The sequence below is a fragment of the Corynebacterium matruchotii genome (assembly GCF_011612265.2).
Taxonomy (GTDB): Bacteria; Actinomycetota; Actinomycetes; order Mycobacteriales; family Mycobacteriaceae; genus Corynebacterium; species Corynebacterium matruchotii.
In genome coordinates this window covers 387,591-409,586 of sequence record NZ_CP050134.2, presented here as the reverse complement: position 1 = coordinate 409,586, position 21,996 = coordinate 387,591, and the positions used below count along the sequence as shown (strand labels likewise).

General features: G+C 55.6%; 20 protein-coding genes. 1 reads left to right on the top strand and 19 read right to left on the bottom strand.

The window, feature by feature from the left end:
- Nucleotides 1–20: 20 nt before the first annotated feature.
- The 15 genes from HBA49_RS01795 to HBA49_RS01725 all read right to left on the bottom strand — a co-directional run bounded on the left by HBA49_RS01795 (nt 21) and on the right by HBA49_RS01725 (nt 16,604).
- Nucleotides 21–503, bottom strand: coding sequence for a hypothetical protein (locus HBA49_RS01795; protein ID WP_005525151.1), 483 nt, complete (start codon nt 501–503; stop codon nt 21–23).
- Between the two features lie 406 nt (nt 504–909).
- On the bottom strand, nt 910–1,116 hold the full coding sequence (locus HBA49_RS01790) for a hypothetical protein (protein WP_040431747.1): 207 nt from the start codon (nt 1,114–1,116) through the stop codon (nt 910–912).
- 61 nt (nt 1,117–1,177) lie between these two features.
- On the bottom strand, nt 1,178–1,660 hold the full coding sequence (locus tag HBA49_RS01785) for a hypothetical protein (RefSeq protein ID WP_005525491.1): 483 nt from the start codon (nt 1,658–1,660) through the stop codon (nt 1,178–1,180).
- 37 nt (nt 1,661–1,697) lie between these two features.
- Nucleotides 1,698–2,246, bottom strand: a complete 549-nt coding sequence (locus HBA49_RS01780; protein WP_005525282.1) for a hypothetical protein — start codon at nt 2,244–2,246, stop codon at nt 1,698–1,700.
- Between the two features lie 235 nt (nt 2,247–2,481).
- Complete coding sequence (locus HBA49_RS01775; RefSeq protein WP_225866113.1) at nt 2,482–3,021, bottom strand: hypothetical protein; 540 nt, start codon at nt 3,019–3,021, stop codon at nt 2,482–2,484.
- Nucleotides 3,022–3,543: 522 nt separating this feature from the next.
- Complete coding sequence (locus HBA49_RS01770) at nt 3,544–3,837, bottom strand: hypothetical protein (protein WP_174888107.1); 294 nt, start codon at nt 3,835–3,837, stop codon at nt 3,544–3,546.
- Between the two features lie 67 nt (nt 3,838–3,904).
- On the bottom strand, nt 3,905–4,555 hold the full coding sequence (locus tag HBA49_RS01765; protein WP_005525038.1) for a hypothetical protein: 651 nt from the start codon (nt 4,553–4,555) through the stop codon (nt 3,905–3,907).
- 13 nt (nt 4,556–4,568) lie between these two features.
- Nucleotides 4,569–9,761, bottom strand: a complete 5,193-nt coding sequence (locus HBA49_RS01760) for a DUF6531 domain-containing protein (protein WP_005525302.1) — start codon at nt 9,759–9,761, stop codon at nt 4,569–4,571.
- 45 nt (nt 9,762–9,806) lie between these two features.
- A complete protein-coding gene (locus HBA49_RS01755; RefSeq protein ID WP_005524992.1) occupies nt 9,807–10,100 on the bottom strand; it encodes a WXG100 family type VII secretion target in 294 nt (97 codons plus the stop codon).
- A 15-nt stretch (nt 10,101–10,115) separates the two neighbouring features.
- Nucleotides 10,116–10,454 (bottom strand): WXG100 family type VII secretion target, encoded by a 339-nt coding sequence (locus HBA49_RS01750; protein ID WP_005522262.1) that lies wholly within the window; start codon nt 10,452–10,454, stop codon nt 10,116–10,118.
- A 30-nt stretch (nt 10,455–10,484) separates the two neighbouring features.
- Nucleotides 10,485–10,787, bottom strand: coding sequence for a WXG100 family type VII secretion target (locus tag HBA49_RS01745; RefSeq protein WP_005525225.1), 303 nt, complete (start codon nt 10,785–10,787; stop codon nt 10,485–10,487).
- On the bottom strand, nt 10,787–11,104 hold the full coding sequence (locus tag HBA49_RS01740) for a hypothetical protein (protein WP_005525420.1): 318 nt from the start codon (nt 11,102–11,104) through the stop codon (nt 10,787–10,789). Before HBA49_RS01740 ends, HBA49_RS01745 begins: the two co-directional genes overlap by 1 nt.
- Nucleotides 11,105–11,106: 2 nt before the next feature.
- On the bottom strand, nt 11,107–11,817 hold the full coding sequence (locus tag HBA49_RS01735) for a hypothetical protein (RefSeq protein ID WP_005524951.1): 711 nt from the start codon (nt 11,815–11,817) through the stop codon (nt 11,107–11,109).
- A 351-nt stretch (nt 11,818–12,168) separates the two neighbouring features.
- Nucleotides 12,169–12,570, bottom strand: a complete 402-nt coding sequence (locus HBA49_RS01730; RefSeq protein WP_040431742.1) for a hypothetical protein — start codon at nt 12,568–12,570, stop codon at nt 12,169–12,171.
- Between the two features lie 8 nt (nt 12,571–12,578).
- Entirely contained in the window at nt 12,579–16,604 is a 4,026-nt protein-coding gene (locus HBA49_RS01725) for a type VII secretion protein EccC (protein WP_005524944.1), read from the bottom strand.
- 57 nt (nt 16,605–16,661) lie between these two features.
- On the opposite strand from HBA49_RS01725, the gene HBA49_RS01720 reads away from it, so the two are divergent.
- Nucleotides 16,662–18,116 (top strand): EsaB/YukD family protein, encoded by a 1,455-nt coding sequence (locus HBA49_RS01720; protein ID WP_081455678.1) that lies wholly within the window; start codon nt 16,662–16,664, stop codon nt 18,114–18,116.
- A 3-nt stretch (nt 18,117–18,119) separates the two neighbouring features.
- On the opposite strand, the gene HBA49_RS01715 is transcribed toward HBA49_RS01720, so the two are convergent.
- The 4 genes from HBA49_RS01715 to HBA49_RS01700 are packed head-to-tail and all read right to left on the bottom strand — an operon-like array spanning nt 18,120 to nt 21,768.
- Nucleotides 18,120–19,097 carry a glycine betaine ABC transporter substrate-binding protein gene (locus HBA49_RS01715; protein ID WP_005525128.1) on the bottom strand — a complete coding sequence of 326 codons (978 nt, stop codon included), beginning with the start codon at nt 19,095–19,097 and terminating at the stop codon, nt 18,120–18,122.
- 2 nt (nt 19,098–19,099) lie between these two features.
- The gene (locus HBA49_RS01710; RefSeq protein ID WP_005522249.1) at nt 19,100–19,837 is read right to left on the bottom strand and encodes an ABC transporter permease; all 738 of its coding nucleotides are present in this window, start codon (nt 19,835–19,837) and stop codon (nt 19,100–19,102) included.
- A 13-nt stretch (nt 19,838–19,850) separates the two neighbouring features.
- Nucleotides 19,851–21,134, bottom strand: a complete 1,284-nt coding sequence (locus HBA49_RS01705; RefSeq protein WP_005525161.1) for an ATP-binding cassette domain-containing protein — start codon at nt 21,132–21,134, stop codon at nt 19,851–19,853.
- Nucleotides 21,127–21,768 carry an ABC transporter permease gene (locus HBA49_RS01700; RefSeq protein WP_005525360.1) on the bottom strand — a complete coding sequence of 214 codons (642 nt, stop codon included), beginning with the start codon at nt 21,766–21,768 and terminating at the stop codon, nt 21,127–21,129. The genes HBA49_RS01705 and HBA49_RS01700 overlap by 8 nt, the downstream gene beginning before the upstream one ends.
- Between the last annotated feature and the right edge of the window lie 228 nt (nt 21,769–21,996).

Sequence of the window (21,996 nt, the reverse complement as noted above, 5' to 3'; positions counted from 1 at the left end):
CACACCAACATTATGAAGGCTTATTCAGGGCTATAAAGGTGATACTGATTAGGGTCTAAATCTTCTATCTTGCCGGAGAAAATAGCTTTCACCTCGTCATTCGTAAGATCATTACCCCACCAACAGATCGTACTAGGCACATCCTCATACACATAAAAGGACACACGTTCATCAGGCCACCAAATTGTATAGTCCTCCATGATGGGAGTGGAACCAACCTTCGCTAGTTCACCAGCAAACTCCTGGGCCAACATCTCACCCAACGCGATACCTTCGAACGTGTCCCCTTCGAATAACCCCCGCACCTCAACACATTCAATACCATGCGTTACCTCATTTTGATCAACACCCATAAAATAACGCTTACCCTCTAGCTCAAGGTATCCCCTAACAGACTCGAAACCGAAATCATTATGCCCACACACATCATCCAAATGCTGCTTCACATCAGCAAACGAATCCGTCACCGAAAACCCAGGAATTCCGGACCTCGTAAAATCCATCATCATGATCCTCACTTATGGCTGATGAAGGCCATTCTTAATATACAACTCTAAGGCCTCATAGGCACTGCCCACATTATCACCCCCATGGCTTCAACACGTACTAGCTCGTCTAAGACGACATCAGGCTCATTACCCCCTCTATCCTTTGATGCTCAACCTCACGATGAGCTTTAGCCTGTTTGCTTGATCCATAAGTCATAGTCTGTTGATGATGACTGGGAGTCATCTGGATAGCAAGAGCATCATTAGGGTTTTGTCCTGTTTTTTCAAAGTATCTTGGCTAACAATGTGATGGCGCTCCAATGACACAATTGAATCAGGGGTAGAGTTATGGCCTACTGTGCCTAAATCTTTGTATTTTCCGGCACGAAGCGGTCTGTCCGCGTCTGGCTGAATAGGGCGTTTATCCGGCAGTTTCCTTTTCGGATGAAGACCTAGCGGATCCATCCAAGTAGTTGGATTCCTCATCATCCGCCATGGGGGTGGCGGAAATATGCAGCTCAAAAAGCAGATCATTCTGTCTTATGGCGTAACGACAATCCCGAACACCAGTACGCTTATACCCACGCTGGATAAACCACGGATCAACCTGCGTATATACCTTCGCCACGATACAAACCTTAACTATTTGACGGAAGGCTCGGGTTTGTCAGAAGAAGGCTTATTCAAGGCTATGGCTTGTAAAAGTGATACACATTAGGATTTAAGTCCTCTATCCGCCCAGCAAAAATAGCCTTCACCTTGTCAATTGTAAGATCTTTACCCCACCAACCAATCGCACTAGGCACATCTTCATACAAGAAAAAGGACACACGCTCCACAGGCCACCAAACCATCTCGATCTCCATGATAGGGACGGAACCGATCTTCACAAGTTCACCAGCAAATTCCTGAGCCGACATCTCCCCCAACGCGATACCCTCAAATGTATCCCCGTTGAATAATTCTCGCAGCTCAACAGATTCAATACCATGCGTCACTGGATTCTGATCAATACCAGCAAGATAACGATTCCCACCTAGCTCAAGATAACCCCTCACAGACTCATAGCCGAAATCATGATCCTCACGCACATCATCCAGACGCTGCTTCACATCAGCAAACGAATCAGTCACCGAAAACCCAGGAATCCCAGACCTCGTAAAATCCACCATCATGATCCTCCTTCACTGGACAAGCCACAACATCTAGTTATAGCTCAACACCAGGAATCCATGGCGTCACACCTTTCTTTTCAATGCGGGAACGGTTACGGCGGATGAAATTCACAATTCGTTCTGATAACACAGGATCTGTCAGATTTGGTGCCAACAAATCCCACTGTTCTTGGTTGATCCGCACAAATAGCCATGGCAAGAAATCCCAGATCAGAGCCGGGTCTTCAGCTAATACCACATCAAGAACACGCGCAACATACTTCTTGCTAGCCCCTGCTGCCTGCATTAACCAAAAAGCAAACTGGCTACGCTCAATCCCTGCTAGCGCCGCAAAATACGCGGTCACCATGTCATCCCAACAGTCACGATACTTCGTTGTTATGTGCTCCAGAATCGCCGCCGAAAAATCGGTGATAAGCTCCAAATCCATGCCTGGAGCCGTTACGACGTCTTGAGCAGCATGAATGTAGGCACGTATCATCTCCGGGTCGGGGTCTTCCCACCGGTCAGGCAATGGGTATGGCAGCCCCTTTGCCTCTAGGGCTGCTGCTAGAGGGCGATCAGAATCAGGGATAGTTATCATGGATATTTCTCCTGATCAGGAACATAGTGCCAATCAAGATTGCAATCTAACGCTTCTGACCAATACACACCATCATCTCAATCCAAAGATCAAGCTCACTCACAGATACCAACCACATAGGCTGCACTGGAAATACCTCACAAGCATCAGAAAGATCCGCCACGAATAAGCCACAACCACAATCTGCTTTATTGGTCTTTAAGGTTCAGAATAGTTACTTAGACCATGGAGAATTCTAGTTCAACCAATCCATGTATCGGATGGCTCGTTGCATTCCAAGCTCATAACCTATGGTATGGGGGTATGACAATTGGGCGTGTGCGAAATCAATAAATTTATTTCGCTGAGCATGAAGATCAGGATAAATACTAAGAAGAAACTCTCGGGGACCCGCAATGAGTTTAAAATCCCCCGTTGGGGAAAATAACACAGCATGCCGCTCATCTTGGGAAAACAAAATGAAAAACTCGCCAACAAATGCTGTTAATGATAAATCCTCAAAATCATCTGGGGTGGAATCAACAATGGCAGCATGATGGATGTAATGAGGGTCATCATCATTGGTAACAGCGAATAGTTGTTGAATCCCCGCCACTTTGAAGGCATTGGAGAACTGTACGGTTTCAGTTTCCTCAAAGTGCATAAAATTTTCGGCAGCCATCACACGCACCTGGGCATCGACAATCCACTGACGCGAAAAGGTGGTTTGCCCGTGGGAAATTCTATCTCGGATAACTATAGCCCTTGCTAAATCATCGCCACGTAGTCTTTTCATTTTTGCAACGTTATCCCTCAAAAACAACAGCAACAATCCCTTATGGCTTCGGGAAATTAATCATCATACCTAATCTTGTAGTACTTATTCTTACTAAGGACAGCCTGTAGCGTTGGCCTTGAATCTGAACTGAATTTGCGAACATTAACAGACATTCCTTTCCTTCCAGGGAAAGTAGCAAGATGCATTCCTTCCTTAGGCGAAGTAACTACAGCATCTGTGTCCTTGATCATGTCATAAAAGTCATCCTTAGCCCTCTCATATCCACCAGGAGCCTCATACTGTTGCAGCTTGGAATGAGTCTTGTGACCAGGACGGGTATCTGGACGTCCTTTAATTTCCTCTATTTTACGAGAAATTTTATCCGCGGCACTATCCTTCGGATGCGATGCCAAACCTAAAACATCGACCTAGGTAGTAGGATTATCCACATACGCTTGCGCGCTAGCCAAATTCGGCCCAACACCCAACGGATCCTGCGCGTTATACATGCCAAACGTAGTGTTGTAATACCGGAATCGGTTATACACCCCACCCCGACTCAGCATCCTCATACTGGCCAGCAAACAACAATGGTGAAGTCCTCTCACCAAACCAAGCACGCTTACCGAACAGTGATTGCTTACTATAACCAACAATCCCACCAGTAGTAACGTCGACAAGCTCCTTCGGCGCACCAGCAAAATCACTGATCATCGCGTAAAACGTTGAATCTGGTGAGCCGCTGGGGGCGAGTTCGATTTGCCCCAGGATTTCGTCTGTTATTGGGTTAACTGGCCATAGCGTTCCGACCCCAACCATGTGAGGTTCGTTCACGTCCACCGTATGTTGCTCACCGAAAATTGGGGGTTGGTCGTTTTTCGTTCCGGCGTAGATAAGCGTTTTACCGATGCTTATCGACGTACTCCGTGACAACCTTGACGGCGTTATCCAGCTCCTCCTGGGCGGTCCATTTGCCCGGCTCGGGCGGCAGATCCTGGGGATTTACGTCCGCAACAGTCCAGGAACACACCTGCGCTAACGCCTCATCCCACCGCTGTTGATACAGCAAGACGAGGAGTTTACCCCGATTATTTTTAAACCAGGTCCAATGCTTGTCGACGTCTACCGCCGCATACAGGTCTGGGGCGTCGGCCAACTCGGACCAAATGATGGGCAGGTCATACTCAAATTGGTCCAAGAGTTGCTGCCAATTATCACCAATGGTGGTTTTCTCAAGGTAGAGAAAGCGATTGAGCCAGGGCGAATCACCCGAAGACGTAGCGAATTTCCCCTTATAGTTCCCCACCGGGGTGCCGCTCACACTACTGTGTTGTAACAATGCGGTATGAAGCTTCCCCAATGCCGGAATCATGGCGCTATAGAACACGATGGAACTGTAGTGGTCGGGATCGTCCGGCATGGGGGTGGCGGAAATATGCAGCTCAAAAAGCAGATCATTCTGTCTTATGGCATAACGACAATCCCGAACACCAGTACGCTTATACCCACGCTGGATAAACCACGGATCAATCTGCGCATATACCTTCGCCACGATACAAACCTTACTATTTGGCCGGGGGGCTCCAGAATTGCTGCAATGTTTGGCGCAGGTTATTAAGCGCCCCGGGTTGATCAGGCCGCACTACGCTATAAGTACCTGTGAACTTATCTCCTTGGGAAAGACCAATACCTTCACCGCGGGAGGTAGCACGGACCTCCACAGGCTTACCGCTACTGAGATCCCGCTGCATAGCTGTTTGACCATTAGAGAGACCAGCGTTTCCGCTCTTAACCTCAAACACCTTATATTGATTCTGCCCGTTAGTTATTGTGAAATCTGGGCGAGTAGGGCTGCCATCTGATGTCTTCATTGCAACTTGTTCGCCAATACCTCGCTTTCCGGCACCAGCTGGATCCGCTTTATTGGCTGCATCAAGTTCTTCCTGCATGACTTTGCGAACATCAGCCTCAGCTTTCTTCCCTTGCGCCCGGTTCTGCGCAAGTTGTTGAGCTTTTTTACTCGGTTGCGAGTGGCTTAAACCATAAACATCGACCCAGGTAGTAGGATTATCCACATACGCTTGCGCGCTAGCCAAATTCGGTCCAACACCCAACGGATCCTGTGCGTTATACATGCCAAACGCAGCATTATAGTACCGGAACCGGTTATACACCCACCCCGACTCAGCATCCTCATACTGGCCAGCAAACAACAATGGCGAAGACTTCTCACCAAACCAAGTGCGTTTCCCGAACAGTGATTGCTTACTATAACCAACAATCCCACCAGTAGTAACGTCGACAAGCTCCCTCGGCGCACCAGCAAAATCACTGATCATCGCGTAAAACACCGCATCCACCTGATCCTGCGACCAACCATCAACAGGGCCACTCGAAGCAGCAATCTCAATCTGGCCCATTACATCACCAGTCCATGAGTCAACAGGCCACAACTTGCCTGAGCCCACCAAACGCGGTTCATGCGCATTCACTGTGCGTTGCTCGCCGAAAAGCCGGTTCCCCTGATGCATAAACACCGTACGGCTCAGCACATCCCCCGTAACAGTATCAATCTGTTCCTTACCAACCCGACGGTCCAGGCCATCATACAAATACCGCCAACCAACACCAGGGTGATCCGAATCCTCATAACCTACTGGCTGGGTGCCGGAACCATAATAGAAATGCTTCACCAACGGCTTCTTCGACAACCGCTTCGTCACCGTCTGCGTCACACGACCAGCCTTATCATAAGTAAACGTAGTCCGACCGATTTGCCGCGGCATCGTACCACCATACAAATCCACATCATCAGCCCACTTAGCAGAAGTATCAGGATGAAGTTTCGTCAACATACCAGCCCGACTAAACCCATACGACTCCGATGGTTTCTGATCCCGCGCAGCATCCACATGCGTCACACTGGTAATCCGCCCCAAAGAATCCACCACATAATCTGTTGTGGTATCCCGAACTGCGTCTTTTACCTGTTCCAACACATCATCCACACGCCACGAAAACGCCCGATCAACGATGCTTGTTGTCGCGGCTTCCCCGCCGAGCTTCACCATGGTTTCCGAGACAACCCGGCTTCGCTTATCAAACTTGAGCTTGCGAACTGTGGAATCCACAGTAATCCACGACCTGCGGCCAAGAGCATCAACGCCTAATCCGGCAACCGCTACCTCTTTACCATCGAGAGAATATGCTAGTTCGCATACATCTCCCCCCTCACTAAACCGGGTTTTCTCGGAAATTACCCGCTCATCAGGCAGCACATGCGAAACCGAATCAATGACGCCATTCGGATTATGGGACAGGTTAATCGTTGTCTGTTCCCCGGAATATAGGGTTGTTGTTTCTGAAATGGTCCGCCCATACTCATCATGCTGATAATCAACGGTTGACCACTTATTTGACACCTGGGTAATCTCCCCCAACTTGTCTCGGGTAAACCGCACCACATCATCAATCTCATGTACTTCGGTTAAACGGCCGAAAGCATCATAATGGGTAGTAACGATTCCTTCCCCATTAATAATGTCTGCACGCAAACCATCCCGTGACCTGCGGGTCTCAGTCACAAGACCGTTATAATCGGTCTCTTTGATGACCTCCCCGTCCCAATCATATTCAAACCGCCATGCATGCCCATCCGCATTCGTCACCGTGATGGGCTCCATCTGTGTGTTGTACGTGTACCGAGTCACCCCACCATCAGCAGCAACAATCTCACTAACCTTATCAAACACTGTATATTTTGCTGTAGTCGTCACGCCTGCTTCGTTAGTAGCCGTAATCTGGTTACCTTCCCCGTCATAGGAAGCAGACCGTTCACTCCCATCCGGGTTAATAATCTTTGTGGCCCATCCTTCTGGGGAATATTCCACCTTGGTCACATTACCGACAGGGTCAATGGTTTCAACGATAAAGCCGCGAACATCTCGAATCACGGAAGAGCGCCTGCCTGCGGGATCCACCGATACCAGCGGCCGACCGGCGTTATCGCACTCCGTGACCTGCACTAACCCCTGAGGATCAATCATCGCTAACGGTACCAATCCTGTTGCCCGCCACTCGTATTCATACTCCAACCGAATACCAGCAGGATCTGTTACTGCCGTCACAAACCCAGCAGGATCAACCTCATACTCAGTGGTAAGCCCATCCCGACCAATAACCCTGACAGGTTCACCCCACGCACCAGGAACAATAGTTTCTGTTGTCCCATCACCGTAATCAATCTGGGTAATGGTTCCGTATTCATCACGTTCAAGAACAGTCACTACACCGGTATTTGTCATTTGACGAGTGATCTGGTGATGTTGGTCGTGATCCCAATCCGTGACTATGCCCTCCGCAGTGACGATCCGCCACACATCTCCCGCAGGCGTCGATCGGTACACCGTGGGGCGAATGTCTCCCAGGAACTCGTCGTGAAGCAATTCTTCCGGAATAGTCCAGGTCTCATCATCCCGCGCACTCGTCCGGCCCCGGCCGGTCAAACCGGCACCAACTAACCCTTTTTCACGCAGGAGGTTGGCCAAAGGCAAATTCTCTAACCGATCGAAGTATTCATTAATGCACGAGTCACCAATCTCCGCGGGATCCCCATGGAACTCACCCGCGCACTCCAAGATGACGCACACTGTGCCGTCTTCTGGCGCGTCATCCCCGGTATCCGGCAACCAGATGACAACATTCGGGAACATGCCGCCGGACCCCACCTGGGATACCACCCGGCCCTGGTCATCGAACCGATAATAGTAAGAGTAACCATTCCGATCCGTCCACCGGCAAGGACGGTCCGCATCATCGTAGTAATAACGCAGCGCCCCAGCAGCAGAATTAATTACCTTCAGGAGTCGACCCTTGCCATCATAGTTGTAGGATGCGAGCCGCATCGGCTCCTCATCTGGATGAGTTTCCTCGTTTTTCACCCAAATGGATAGCAGGCGGTGGACTCGGTTATGCCATTTGAATTCCAGAGTAGTGCCATCACTCCGTCGCATGGATACCAGGTGACCCGTGGTTTGCTCATAGTCGTATTCGATCCACGCACCAGAATGATGAACAATCGAGGAAAGACGAATCTCCACGCTGAGGCCAAACGCATCCGCCACCGAACCCGGTGACAACACATTCACAAACGAGTTGGATACTTCGGTGTCTTCAACCTGGTGGACAACGTTCTTTGGCGCATCGCCAGTGACGTTGAAGTCTTGGATGGGGGCATCAGGGCGCCGATCCCCAAACTCACTACCCGTAACTGCAAATACCCAAGTAATACCCTCCTGAATATTCCGCACCCGATACGCACCATCCACAAACGACAACCGCCACGGACGACCATTCGCCACCACCTCAGCACCATCTGCCGGTGCCGGCGGGAATTCTAGGATGGCCCCATCGGGGGACATCATTAGAATCTTATCGGGGCAGACTTCAATGCGCGTATCCAACGACGTGTTCCACCCAGGACCGAACACCATACTCGTATCCAAATCAGAACTATTATTCCGGTCCACCACCATCGGCAACATGCCATCAATATGCACATCGGTGACAAAGTTAATCATCTCACCGGTTGCCATATCGATTGGCTCTCCACCAGGAGATTTGCATGAATTACCTCGGGAAGCAGTCTTCGATGCCTTCTGTGCGGACTTCTCCCCTTTAGATGCCGCATTCGATGCCTTAGACGCCTTAGATGCTGTGCTCGATGCCTTGGATGCTTTTGATGCCGTGCTTGATGCTTTAGATATTGCTTTTGCTGGTTTTGCCCCCTTAAGCGCAGTCCCTCCCGCTTTCAATGCTTTAAGCGCCTTTCCACCCGGAACGCATGTTGCTACGTCGAAGGCAAACTCAAGCAATGAGCAATTACCGGTCAGCGCCAATATGGCTTTTAAGCCCACGCCCACGACAAGAAGAGCGGCGCCAATAGCGGTAAAGATCGGGAACGGGATCATCATGAGCAATCCACCGATCGTTTGCAATACATCGGAGATCATGCTCAGAACGTCGGCGTGTTCACTCACCCAGTCTTTGAAGTCGTTCCATTTTTCCTCTAACCAGCCGGGGTTTTCTTCGAAACGTTTCTTGGCCTGCGACCGGATAGAGGTCACGGCCGAATTCACTGCGGTGCTCAGGGTGGATTTAATGGTTGAGGCCGTAGTCACATCGGCGTTGAAGGTGGTGGTGGCCCGGGTGTGCTCGGTCTTGGCGGCTTCAAAAGCGGTTTGGGCTGCGGTCAGGTCGGTTTGCGCCGTTGCGGCGGCACTGGCGGTGGCCACGTTCACGCCGGGAACCACCGCGGTGGCGGCCGCCGTCGTGGTGGCGGCTTGGGCGGTCACTACGGCGCGGGCCAGGTTGATTTCGCACGCGTTGTAGTTAGCGACCGCGGTCTGCACTGCGGCGTGGTTCACCGAGGCAGTCGTGATGAGCGTATTCATCTGGGTTTGCGCCGTGGTGAGGGCTTCGGCGTATTGGTGCACGGCCGTGCTCACGCCGTTGTGGGCCTCCCCGGTCGTCGTCAAGTGTGACGGAAAGTCGCTGTTAATCAGCTGCTTATACCTGTCGCCTTCGCTGCCGAGGAAGCCGCCGTCGTTAATGGAACGCAGGTTGCTAGCGCAGGTGAGCGCATTATCGGCAAAGGTTTTCCACCGTCGGGCGAAATCAAACACTTCAGCGGTGTTCCCGCCGATCTTGAATTCGCTTTCTTTGTATGCCAGGAAGGGCTTAAGTGGGAGAACCGGCACGATGCGTCACCTTTGCTGCTAGAAGTTATTGATTACCTGTGTTCGTTACTGGCCGCTGATGGCGTTGGAGGCCCGGCCGCGCATTTCGGAAACGTTGGAGGAGTTTTCGTCCAGCGCTCCCCTGATCTGTTCCAGGATGCCCCGCATGTTCTGGGCCGAGGACGACCATTTGCCGTGAATCTGCTGGTATTCTTCTTGCTCGCTGCCTTCCCAGGCGGCGCCCAGTTTGTTCATGTCCCCGTCCATGTCGCTCAGGGTGCCTTCGATTTCGCTGATGACGTTCTTGATGTCACCGCTTGCGTTTTCCGCATCCGAATTGTTATAAGAAAAAATACTCATGAGTTTTATCCTTTCCTACAGAATGTTGCCCTCGTCGAATTGCATGCCAGCGAACCGCTGCTGCAGGGCGGAGGTTTGGTCTTGTTCACCCTGGGTGTAGGCCTTGCCGGCCTCGTCGACACGACCGGTCAATTGGTCGAGCGCCTGGGTGACCTTCGTCATGTTCTCATTCCAAGCCTGGGTCATTTGATCCCAGGCGTTAGCGGAATCGCCTTTCCAGGAGCCCTTGAGCGGCTCGATGGCCGAGAGGAACTTGCTGGATTGGCCCTGCAAGGTGCTGTGATGAGCTTGGAGTGAGGCCACGTGGGAGCTGACCGCACCATGCTCCACTGACAAAGATTCTTGACCTGCCATGATTATTTCCTTTCGCTTAGGGTTTCTGGGTTATTTAGTTGCATCGAGGATTTCCCCGATGGATTTTTTGACGTCCCCCGTGCCGTCTTTCACCCCGAGGAGGGTTTGCTTCACATTGTCGAGGACGTCGGCAAGCCCATCGGCCCCCTCGTTCCACTTGGTGATACCGTCGTAATATGCGTCGGCCTCGACAGATACCCACTCGGGTTTAAGATTGTTGATTGCTGTTCGGTTGGTGGCCAACGTCTGCTTGATTTCATTCATTGTCGTAAAAATATCGGAGCCAGCCGAATCCGCCGTCGAGTCCCGAAATGCAAAATAGTCTTGAGCCATTACTTGTTCTCCCTCATCTTTGCGGCGGCATCACCGATAGACTTTGACACATCCGTGTCGAACCCGATCACCAGGTCGGCGATCTTGCCGGAAACCTCGCCGAGGATGCCGATGTTCTCGTTGAGGGTTTTCCGGGATTGCTTCCATTCGGATAGGAAGTCGGTGACTGCGGTAGCAACAAGGTGGCCGTCGTTGGCGTCCACCCCGTGGAGTTCCGTAGCGCTCTGCTCGGTGCCATCTAATTCTGTTTTCATCGACGCAAATTTGGTGGCTATCTCGTGCAGATGCATCATGGGGACTTGGATATGATCGCTCACAATTAAACTCCTTCGCTTACTAAAACTGCACCGTCTGGTGTGAAATACGCGTCCCCGGCCTCATGGCCGAATTCTTGGGTCAGTGGCTGGTCGGTTATGTCCGGATACACTCGAAGGGATTGGATCATCCGCTCCACCACAGCCCGCACATCACCAACCATCTCCACCTCAGGAACCGACGCGCTTATCACCAAAAACCATGACGAGCCTACAACCGGCACAAACCCCTCTACGTGGAACACCTTGCGACGATCCGTCACAGAACCTGACATGGATTCTCGCTCCACTATCACAAACTCGCCACCCCCGTCGAGGGTCTCTATCTGAGGATTATCACGGGAAAACTTCGAAATCACCGGATCCACGCATGCGCGCTCCGGCGCCACACTATGCCACCGCAATAGCACCGCAGCAGACGACACCTCCCCCGACTCTAATACCCCGGGTAGTACCAGCCCCAAAAGCACCCCAGCCTCCTGCGCAGCAGCAATAACCTCCCCCAACCTACGCCGAACAACCCTCCGATCCCCGGCACGCAACCGCATACCAGGAACAAAATCCCCCGACAACCGATCAATACACGTGTCAGCATGGGCGGGATGGGTGTCGAGGAATTTCCAGGGCGCCAGTGGCAGGCTGATGTACCACAGGAAGTTTGGTCTGGGTACATTCGGGTTGAGTTCTATAGCCTTTTCTAGAACCTGTTCGGCCACCGACGTCCTCCTCAAAGAATCGTTTATCTCTTGCGCTATCACTACAATGTACCTATCAATTTTTTATTTTTGGGATACCGTTCGAATTTATTATTGACTTTTCAGAAGGCATTTAGATTTCCATTTACTTCCCCCCAGTAATTTTGATACCCATGCTCAATGCTTGGTTATCGAGGTCATCAGGCATCTTACTGGGGTATATAGTATGATGAATTCGGCATTTACATACGGATTTTCGCCCTAAAACCTTAAGCTATAAAAATTGGTCAGACTTCCTGTATGAGTGCCCATAAGAAAGCCCCACGGTCGTCTTCCCAATGGGGTCATACAACCGTGGGGCTTAGGGCGTCGTCAAGCTTTGTACCAGCAAATGGTGCGGGGAACGTCTTCGAAAACGAAGAATGCCATGTGCGCCTTCGGCCACTCCACGCATGGCAGGTTGAAATAGGCGGGCGGGTCGAGAAGGGACAGGCGGGCGGCGAGCAGCCGGGCCGAACAGGTCTGCAACTCGATGCCCTCAATGGTGTCCCACTCGTCGTTCCGATGCTCGGGGAAATTAAGGTCCAGCAGCATGACTTCCCCGGTCACCGGGTCCAGGTCCGCCACAGCGTAATAGTCGTTGCCATTCAGGTTCACGGTGCCTTTTAAGGTCAATATGCTGGTAAAGGAACTATCGGTGAGGGTCACATCCCGCCATGTGTCGATGAAATGTTCGTACGTGTCGTTGATGGAGCAGCCGGCAGCCGGGAACACCGTGTCGATTAAAGTCCATTGCGACCCTCCTGATCGTAAAAGGCCAGCTGCACCATTTGGGGCTTGCCAGAGCGTGTCACCCATTGGGCCCGGCCCGGGGGAAGCTTCTTCAAAAACACTTTCGGCCACACGGAACCCTCCTGACGGTCACCGGACAGCAGAATCCCGTTCGCACCGGCCTCCCGCAACCCCTGCATGACTGGATCATACGAGCTGCGCGACACACCGGCACTGCGGCGGGCCACAATAATGTGCAGGCCCAGATCCTCGGACTGCGGCAGGTAGGGAACCAACGGTTTCAGCGGGTTGCCGCTGCCCTCAATCATGTCGAAATCATCAATCACCAGGTAGGTTTCCGGGCCCGACCACCAGGAACGGTTCTTAAGCTGCTCCACGGTGACATTATCGGGCGGCAGGCGGCTGTCCAAAATCCCCTTAATGCCCTCAACCAGCGGGGTCACCCCGGCGCGCATGCCAGCATAGCCGCCGAACTGGGGGTCGTCGTCGGTGAGGAATCCCAGCAGGGAGCGGCGCAGGTCGACGATGCCGAAGACTGCGAAGCGGGACTTTTTGCCGCGGCACACCTCGGCGATGATGTTTTTGAGGAATGAGGTTTTGCCGGTTTGGGAGTCGCCGATGACAATGAGGTGGCGTTGGTCCCGGTTGAGGTTGAAGTGGACGGGGCTGAGGTTGGATTCGGCGATGCCGACGAGGGCGGGTTCGTGGCCCTGGTGTTGGTGGATGAGGTCGCGGTAGGTGATGAGTTCGGGCAGCATGCGCACGGCGGGGGCACTGCGGCCCTCCCAGGCCTGGTTGATGGCGCTGACCAGGGCTTCTGGTGTGGCTTCGTGGACGAGGCTGGGGTTGTCCATGATGGGGAGTGCGACTTGGCTGATGAGTTCGTCGCTGGTGATGCACCGGCCGGTGGTTTCGTTGGCGAGTTTTTCGTTGACGCGTTTAGCGACGCAGGAGTCGAGGGAGTCGTTGAGCCGAAATTCGACTTTGGTGCCGATGACGGCTTGGACGGGAAGCCGGAAGTCGGGCCAGCGGCCGGTGCCGAAGATGATGTGGATGCCGTAGCCGAGGCCGCGTTGTGCGAGCTTTTCGACGGTTTCCGCCAGGTCGTCATAGTCTTTCCGCATGGTGCCCCACCCGTCGACGACCAGGAAAACATCGGCGGCGAAGAGTTCGGGGAGACGGCCTTGGACGTGCATGTCACGCATTTGTTGCACCGACGAGATTTGGTGGCGTTCGAACAGGGTTTCGCGTTCGTGGAGGAAGGCTTCCATTTCGGCGATGGTGCGTCGGAGTTTGTCCTCGTCGAAGCGGGTAACCACATCGCCGACGTGAGGCAGTTGGGCGAGGTAGCCGAAAGCGGAGCCGCTCATGTCGACGATGTAGAAGTTGACTTCGTGGGGTGTGTGGGTGAGGGCAGCGCCGAGGATGAGGGAGCGGAGCGCGGTGGTTTTGCCGGTTTGGGGGGCGCCAAGGATGGCGACGTTACCGCCAGCGCCGGCGAGGTCGAGCACCATGGGGCCCTGCCATTGGGTGAGGGGTTTGTCTTTGATGCCCATGGGAACGTGCAGGTAGCCTTCCCGGTCGGCGCCGAGCCCGGTATCGGGGTGGACGTCAATGTTGGTGAGCACGCCGTCGAAGGAGAGGTGTTCAGGCAGGGGTGGGAGCCAGATTTGGCGGGTTTTTTCGGCAGCGGTGGTGAGCCGGGATACCACAAGGTCGAGGGTGGTTTTGTCGGTTTTTGGTGCCACAGCCGACATTTCTAATTGTGTGCGATGGAGTTCTTCTTTGCGGCTGAGCCACGCCTCGGTGGTGTTGGCGAGCTCTAGGGGCATGGGCACGGGTGGGAGCTCCCGGATGGTGGCCACCGCCGCGGCCTCGTAGGGGCCGGACACGTAGGCGGCCTTGAACCGTTCGAAGATTTCCGGGTCAACCTTGAGATAGCCGGAGCCGGGAATGGGCGGCAGTTCGTGGGCGGCGGTGGATCCGATGGCGGATCGGGATTCTTGCGCAGAGAAGGTGCGCAGGCCGATACGGTAGGACAGGTAGGATTCCAGGCCCTTAAGGCGGCCCTCTTCAAGCCGTTGGGATGCGAGCAGCAGGTGCACGCCGATGGACCGGCCAATGCGGCCGATTTGGACGAACAGGTCGACGAATTCGGGTTTGGCCGCCAGGAGTTCGCCGAACTCGTCGATGACAACGAAGAGCACCGGTAGGGGGTCGGTGACCTTGCCTTGGTTGCGTAACTCGTTATATTCCCCCACATTGGCGAGATTGCCGGCGGCCTGGAGGACACGTTGGCGGCGTTGGATTTCACCCAGGATGGAGTCGTGGAGCCGGTCGACGAGGCCAGCGGCGTCCTCCAAGTTATCGACGATGGCCGCGGTATGGGGCAAGGGTTCCAGACCGGCGAAGGTGGCACCACCCTTGAAGTCGACAAGCACGAGGGAAAGCTGGTCCGGCGGGTGGCAGATCACCTGGGAAAGCACCAGGGTGCGGAGCACCTCCGACTTGCCGGAGCCGGTGGCGCCGACGCACAGGCCGTGGGGGCCCATGCCGTTTTTGGCGGATTCCTTGATGTCGAGCTTGATGGGTTTCGCCTCGGAGTCAATGCCGTAGGGCACGTTGAGGAAGTCCTCGGTGGACCGGGGTTTCCAGGCTTCTTCGATGCTGTAGGTGGCGAAGTCTTGGATGCCCAGCATGGCGTCCAGGGCGATGGTTTGTTCCAGGGGCGCGTCGGGGGTGGCGTCTTCCACGAGGCGCAGCGGGGAGAGTTGGCGGGTGATGGCTTCCGCCAGGCTGATGGGGATGATGTCCAGGGTGCCTTTCCTACCACCGTAGAGCATGCGTTCGACATAGCCTTCTTCTCCCTCGGCGGGTTCTTGGATTTCGCCGCGGGATAGGAGCTGCACTTCGAACGTGTTGTCGTCTTCGAGGAGGACGCGGACGTCCACGTGTGAGGGCTCCAGGTATTGGGAGGAGGACATGGCGAGCAGCACCATGCGGCCGCTGGCCACGCTCGGCAGCGCGGAAAGCTGGCCAGCCACCCACTTGCCGTGCGGGGTGTCCATGTCAACAATCACCATGAAGAACGGCCGGTCGAGGATGGCCTCCCGGTATTTTGATTTTTCGGCGAGTTCTTCCACCCGGGAGGTGATTTCCTCCACGAGTTCGGTGGCGGATTCCTCATCGTGGGAGACTTCGCGTTTGCCGATAGGGCCGTCGAAAAGCTCGGGGGACAGGATGTGCGGCAGCCAGAGAAGCCAATCACCATCATATGGTTGGGCGACGTGAATGCGCAGGTCGTCGGGGGCGTGGAACACGGCCGCTTGGAGCACGATGGAGCGCACGGCGGCGGTTGTTTGCTCTAGCGGACCCACCAGGGAGATCACGCCGCGCGCCGGGATGGACATGGGCAGGCCCTCGATGGTGCGGGTACGGCGCAGCATGCGGTCGAGGTGTGCCTGGGCGATCGGCTCGGAGATCGCCATAGGGTCGTTGGTGGGTTTCACAAACACGTGGGTGGCGAGCTCGCCGATGCCGCTGCCGATGCGGGTGATGAGGAAGTCTTCGTCGCCGCGGCGGCGTTCCCAAATCCGGTAGGGGTCGCGCACCACATCCGCCAGCATTTCCGGCGCCGGGTTACGCATGAGGGCTTCTGAGCGTTGCGTTTGGGCGCGTTCCCGGATTTCCTGCTCCACCTGACCCAGGTGTTCAATGAACCGCACCCGGTCGTCTTCGGCCTGTTTGCGTTTGCCGGTGCGGTTGCGGGCGAACGCGCCGATGGCGGTGAAGAGGACCACGACGATCATGACCGAGCCGATGGCCATGCGGATGGGGTTGCCGGACGACATCATCATCATGACCATGCCGGCCCCGCCAACGATGGGCATGAGTGCCATGAGCACGCCGCCACCGCCACCCCCACGAATGGTGGGCACCGCGGCGATTTCGATAGGTTTATCTGCTTTAATTTTTTTATGCAGCCGGGCGGGCCGGTGTACTATGCGAGTGCTCATATATCCTTACTACTAGTCAGATTGTCGGGCCCTGATAGTGGAAATCTTAATGCGAAAATGAGTTCAGTATTTGTTCGTCTGAGTATATTTTGGGAGAATCAGCAGCTAGATGTTAGTCTACCGGCCCAGCGGCCGGTGGTGGATTTTATCGACGAAATCATCCAACTGTTCCACCCGGTAACCGAATCCCACGCCAAGCCGGGGGAATCCGTCACCGATGTGTTCACTTGGGCCCTGTCCTCCCCCATTAATGGGCGGATCAACCCCGACATTTCCCTGTCGGAATCCGGCATTATTGATGGTCAACGCCTATATTTAACGCGGGCTTCGGACGCCGCCCAGGCCCCGTTTGTTGACGATATTTTAAGCGAGATTCGCACCACCATCGACGACAACCAATGGCGCTGGTCATCGGCCATACGTTCGAATGGCTTATATTGTTGCGGGCTCACCCTTTTAGGGTTACTCTTCCTCATCCTGCTCCCCCGCACCCTCACCCCCACCAGCCAGACCAGCCCGTGGGTGTTCGCCCCCATCGGCATCATCACTCTCGCCAGCATCATCATCGCCGCCTCTAGGGCCCACCCCTGGCTGCGGTGGGCCGGCATCATCGTCCCCATAGCCGCGGCCGCCACCACCTGGCCTGCCACCACCCTCATACCCAACGCCACCACCCCGGCGCGCATCACCTGGACCCTGGCCGCCACCAGCCTGGGCGGCATCATTGCCGCCTTCCTTGCTGGCAGACGCCGCCCCAATCAACAAGGCCAAGGCGCCGATAGCCGCAACGACACTGCTGGGGTGGTCGCATTCACCATCCTCACCGTCGTCCTCACCGGCCTCGGCGTCGCCTTCCTGTTCCCCGTCCGGCCCCTCGCCGTCGCCGCCTGGGGCGCCTGGGCGCCCATACTCCTGCTGCTCATCGCCCCTACCGTCGCCCTCAACGCCACCGGGCTGCCCACCATGCTGCGCCGCAACGACACCGGCGACCCGGTCGAACGCACCAAGATTCACACCACCGCCCGCCGCAGCGAAGCCTTCAGCCGGGGGCTCGTGTGGGCCGCCACCGCACTCGCACTCCTGGACATCATTACTCTGGTGGGCAGCCCCTACTGGCAGCAGGCCATCCCCGCCGCCTGCCTCGCCCTCATCCTCATGCTCCGCAGCCACGGCTTCGCCGACGCCCGCATCATCGCCCCCCTGCTCACCGCTGGCGGGGTGGGAATAGCCCTCACCGCCGCCGCCCTCACCCACTTCGGCCAACACCACTGGGCCAAACCACCCACCCCCTGGTGGCAAGCCGACAACTATCTCGTCTGGGTGGTATTCGCCAGCACACTCATCGTCATTGCCCTGCTATTCATATCGATCAATAACCTCAGCCTCGACGAATTGCAAGAGGCCCGCCTGTCAAAGATCATTTCCACCATTGACGTGCTCATCAGCCTCACGTTCGTCCCCGGCATCCTGGTGGCCCAAGGCGTATACACCTATTTTTGGGCCATCATGTAGCCGCTACCTCGACACAAACCCCTGTTCGACCAGCCAATCCAAAGCGACCGTGCCGGGATCCTCGCCATCCACGTCCACCTTCAGGTTCAACGACCGCATGGTGTCGTCGTCAAGCAGCCTAGTGACCTGCGCAAACCGGTCCGCAATCTCGGGGTACTGTGCCAAAAACTCCGAATTAAACACCGGCGCCGCATTATAGGCCGGGAAATATTGCCGATCATCCTCTAACACCACCAAATCCAGCGACTGGATCCGGCCATCCGTGGTAAACACCTCACCCAGGTTGCAGGCGCCCGTGTCCGTCGCCTGGTAGATCGTGCCCGTGTCCATGAGCGAAATATTCTTTTCGGGAATCCCCTCCGGCGTGCCTCGCGGAATACCGTATTTTTCCAGCATGGGGTTGAGCCCATCCAAACGGGAATTAAACTCCGCATCCACGCACATGGTGCGCTCCGACACCGGCAAGCTTGCGATATCGCTCAGCTTGGTGAGATGATGCTGCTCCGCATATTCGCGCCGCACCGCAAACGCATACGTATTATTGAGCGGTGTCGGATTCGACCAGGTGAGCCCGTTGGCTAAATCCGCCTCGTACACCGCCTGCCATTGTTTCTTCTGGTCGGGAATGCCGGTTTCGTGGCCCAAATACGTGAGCCATGCCGTCCCCGTGTATTCGTAGAGGATTTGCGCCTGGCCCGACTCCAGGAGTTTCCGCGCCGGCTGCGACCCCGGAACCCCCGTCATGTCCGTGGCCCGAAACCCCGCCGCGTCCGCAATGTAGACCGCTATTTTGCCCATGATGAGCTGTTCGGTGAAGGCTTTCGACGTGATGACCACCCGTTTGCCTTCCGCACCGGGAACGGGTTGGATGGCGGCCGGGTGCAGGTTGGGGATGACCGAGGCGGAGGGCCGGAGCCCGCAGCCCGCGAGGGCGAGGGTGCAGCCGATGACCAGGATGCTGAGTATCTTTGTGAGCTTCATGGTTATAGTCCTTTCGGCCGCAGCGTGTGTTCGAGTACTCGGGCGATCCAGTCCACCGCCAGGGCGAGGAGGGCCACGAGCAGCGACCCGGTGATGAGCACCCGATTGAGCGCCAGGTTAACGCCGGTGGTGATGAGGATGCCCAGGCCGCCGCCGTCGACGAAGGTGGCGAGCGTTGCGGTTCCCACCAGGAGCACCAGGGCGGTGCGGATGCCGGCCAGCATGATCGGCACCGCCAGGGGGAGTTCGATCTGGAACAGCACCTGGACGGCGCTCATACCCATGCCCCGGCCGGCCTCCACCAGTTTGGGGTCAACCGCGTCCAGGCCGACCATGGTGTTTTTCAGCACTGGCAGGAAGGCGTAAAGGATGAGGGCAACCGCCGCGGTAGTGAAGCCGAACCCGAGCCAGAAGGCGATGAGCACCACCAGACCAATGGCGGGGGCGGCCTGCCCCAGGTTGGCCAGGGACATGACGGGGGTGGTGAGCCACCGCAGTGGTTTTCTGGTGAGCAGAATCCCCAAGGGGATGGCAATAATGAGCACCACCACGATAGAGACCGCGGTGAGTTCCAGGTGCTGCACCGTGAGGTTGAGCAGGTTCGACAGCGTGAGGGTAGCCAATTCGGTATTGGTGAATTGTGCCGTGCTCAACCAAATTATGAGGGCGATGAGAATGGCAAGAATGACAATGGGCTGCACCGTGAGCCCTTGCCACCAGTTCGATTTTGTGGTTTGCATGGGCCTGTCCTCCCTAGTCCTCAGGTGTGGCCGGCGTATCCGGGGTATCTGATGCACCCACGCGGGCCACCACCTCTTCGGGGATATCGCCCTCGTTATTGCCCAGGGGGGTGTCTTCGTCGGAGGTGGTGCTGCGCAACTCCGTGATGGCGTTCATGACGGTTTCCACATTGACGATGCCGAGGAATTTCCGGCGGGGGCCTTCGACCAGGGCGGCGCCGGAGTTGGCGACCAGCATGGTGTCCAGGGCATCGTTGAGGGAGGATTTGAGCCCCACCACGGGCAGATCATCCTCCCGATAGTTGGTAATGGTGGTCATGCGGCGCAGTTGTTTCCGACTGGGCCAGGAGAGCACCCGGTTATGATTGTCGAGGATAACCGCATGGTCGTGGCCTAGGCGCTCCACCTCTTTCAGGATGACGGCAGCATCGTCCCCGGGCTGCCCGAAGGCCGGGGTGATGAGGTCGGCGTCGCCGACGCGGGCCAGGTTGAGTTGTTTCAGGCCGGCGCCGGCGCCGATGAAGTCGGCCACGAAATCGTCGGCGGGCTCCCCCAGGATGCGTTCCGGGGTGTCGTATTGCACGATGCGGGCGCCTTCGTCGAAGACGGCAATCCAGTCGCCCAGCTTGGCGGCCTCGTCAAAGTCGTGGGTGACGCACACAATGGTTTTGCCGAGCTCGGATTGGATATTGATGAGCTCGTCCTGGAGGCGTTGGCGGGTGATCGGGTCGACGGCGCCGAAGGGTTCGTCCATGAGGAGCACCGGCGGGTCGGCGGCCAGGGCGCGGGCCACGCCGATGCGTTGCTGTTGACCGCCCGAGAGTTCCTTCGGGTAGCGGTCCCTATAGGTTTCCGGGTCCAGGGAAACCATGGTGAGAAGTTCATCTACCCGCTGAGCAATGCGGGCCTTGTCCCACTTCAGCATTTTCGGCACAATGGCAATGTTGGCGCCCACCGTGAGGTGCGGTAAGAGGCCCCCGGATTGGATCACATAGCCGATATTGCGGCGGAGTTTATCGCCGTTCATACTGCTGGCATCTTCGCCACCTATGAAGATCCGCCCCTCGGTGGGTTCGATGAGTCGGTTGATGAGTTTGAGGGTGGTGGTTTTACCACAGCCGGACTTGCCGACGAACATGACTACTTTGCCGGCCGGAATTTCCAAGGTGAGCTGGTCGACGGCGGGTTTATTATTGCCGTAACGTTTGGTCACGTTTTCCAATAGGATGGCAGCGCCACCACCGGAGTCGCTGGTCAGGTCGGTAGATTCGATCTGGTCGGTAAGTTGATTAGACACGGATGCCCCTTGAAATAGTGAAACGTCCCAGCAGGATGAGTGCGAGGTCTAACAGAAGTGCAAGAATGACAACGGCAATCACGCCGGTTGCCACGGATTCGAAAGAGTTGGCGCCCCCAAGTCGGGACAGGCCGGAAAAAATATAACCGCCGAGGCCAGGCCCCAGCGCATAGGCGGCGACGGCAGCAATGCCCATGGTCATTTGGGCGGACACGCGCATGCCGGCCAGGATCACCGGCCAGGCCAGCGGCAGTTCCACCCGGAAAAACGTGTCGAAGCGGCTCATGCCGATGCCGCGGGCGGCGCTGACGATGTTGGAGTCCACCTCGGATAGGCCCACGACCGCATTCCGCAAAATGGGCAACGTCGCAAAGAACGTGACGACGATCACCGCTGGCAGCACACCAAATCCGAAAGGAATGATGAGGATGCCCACGAGGGCGAAGGAGGGGATCGTAAGTCCCACCGTGGACACGTTATTGGCCAGCGCGGCAAGGCGTGGGTGCTGATAGCTGAGCGCGGCACACACCACCGCAATGATGGTGGCCAGGATGAGGCATTGCACCACTAGGCTGAGGTGCTGCCAACTATCTGCCAGTATGTGTGTCCAACGTTCAGTTATAAACTCTCTCATGGCTTTTCCTTATTGCCGAATATTTCCCCGCATTCAAGGCTATAATCCGCATCCCGGTCCTGCCATTTTGGCCGGTTTTTCCAGTCGTGAGTAGGGTCTATATCACATCTCAAACCAGCGGCTAAACAGGCACTACCCATTTTAGGTATGATATGCATCACATTTTCCTGTTCTGTGTCATTTTGCGCCCGTTTTTTGTTTTGGTTACCCCCTTATTCGTCAGGAAAT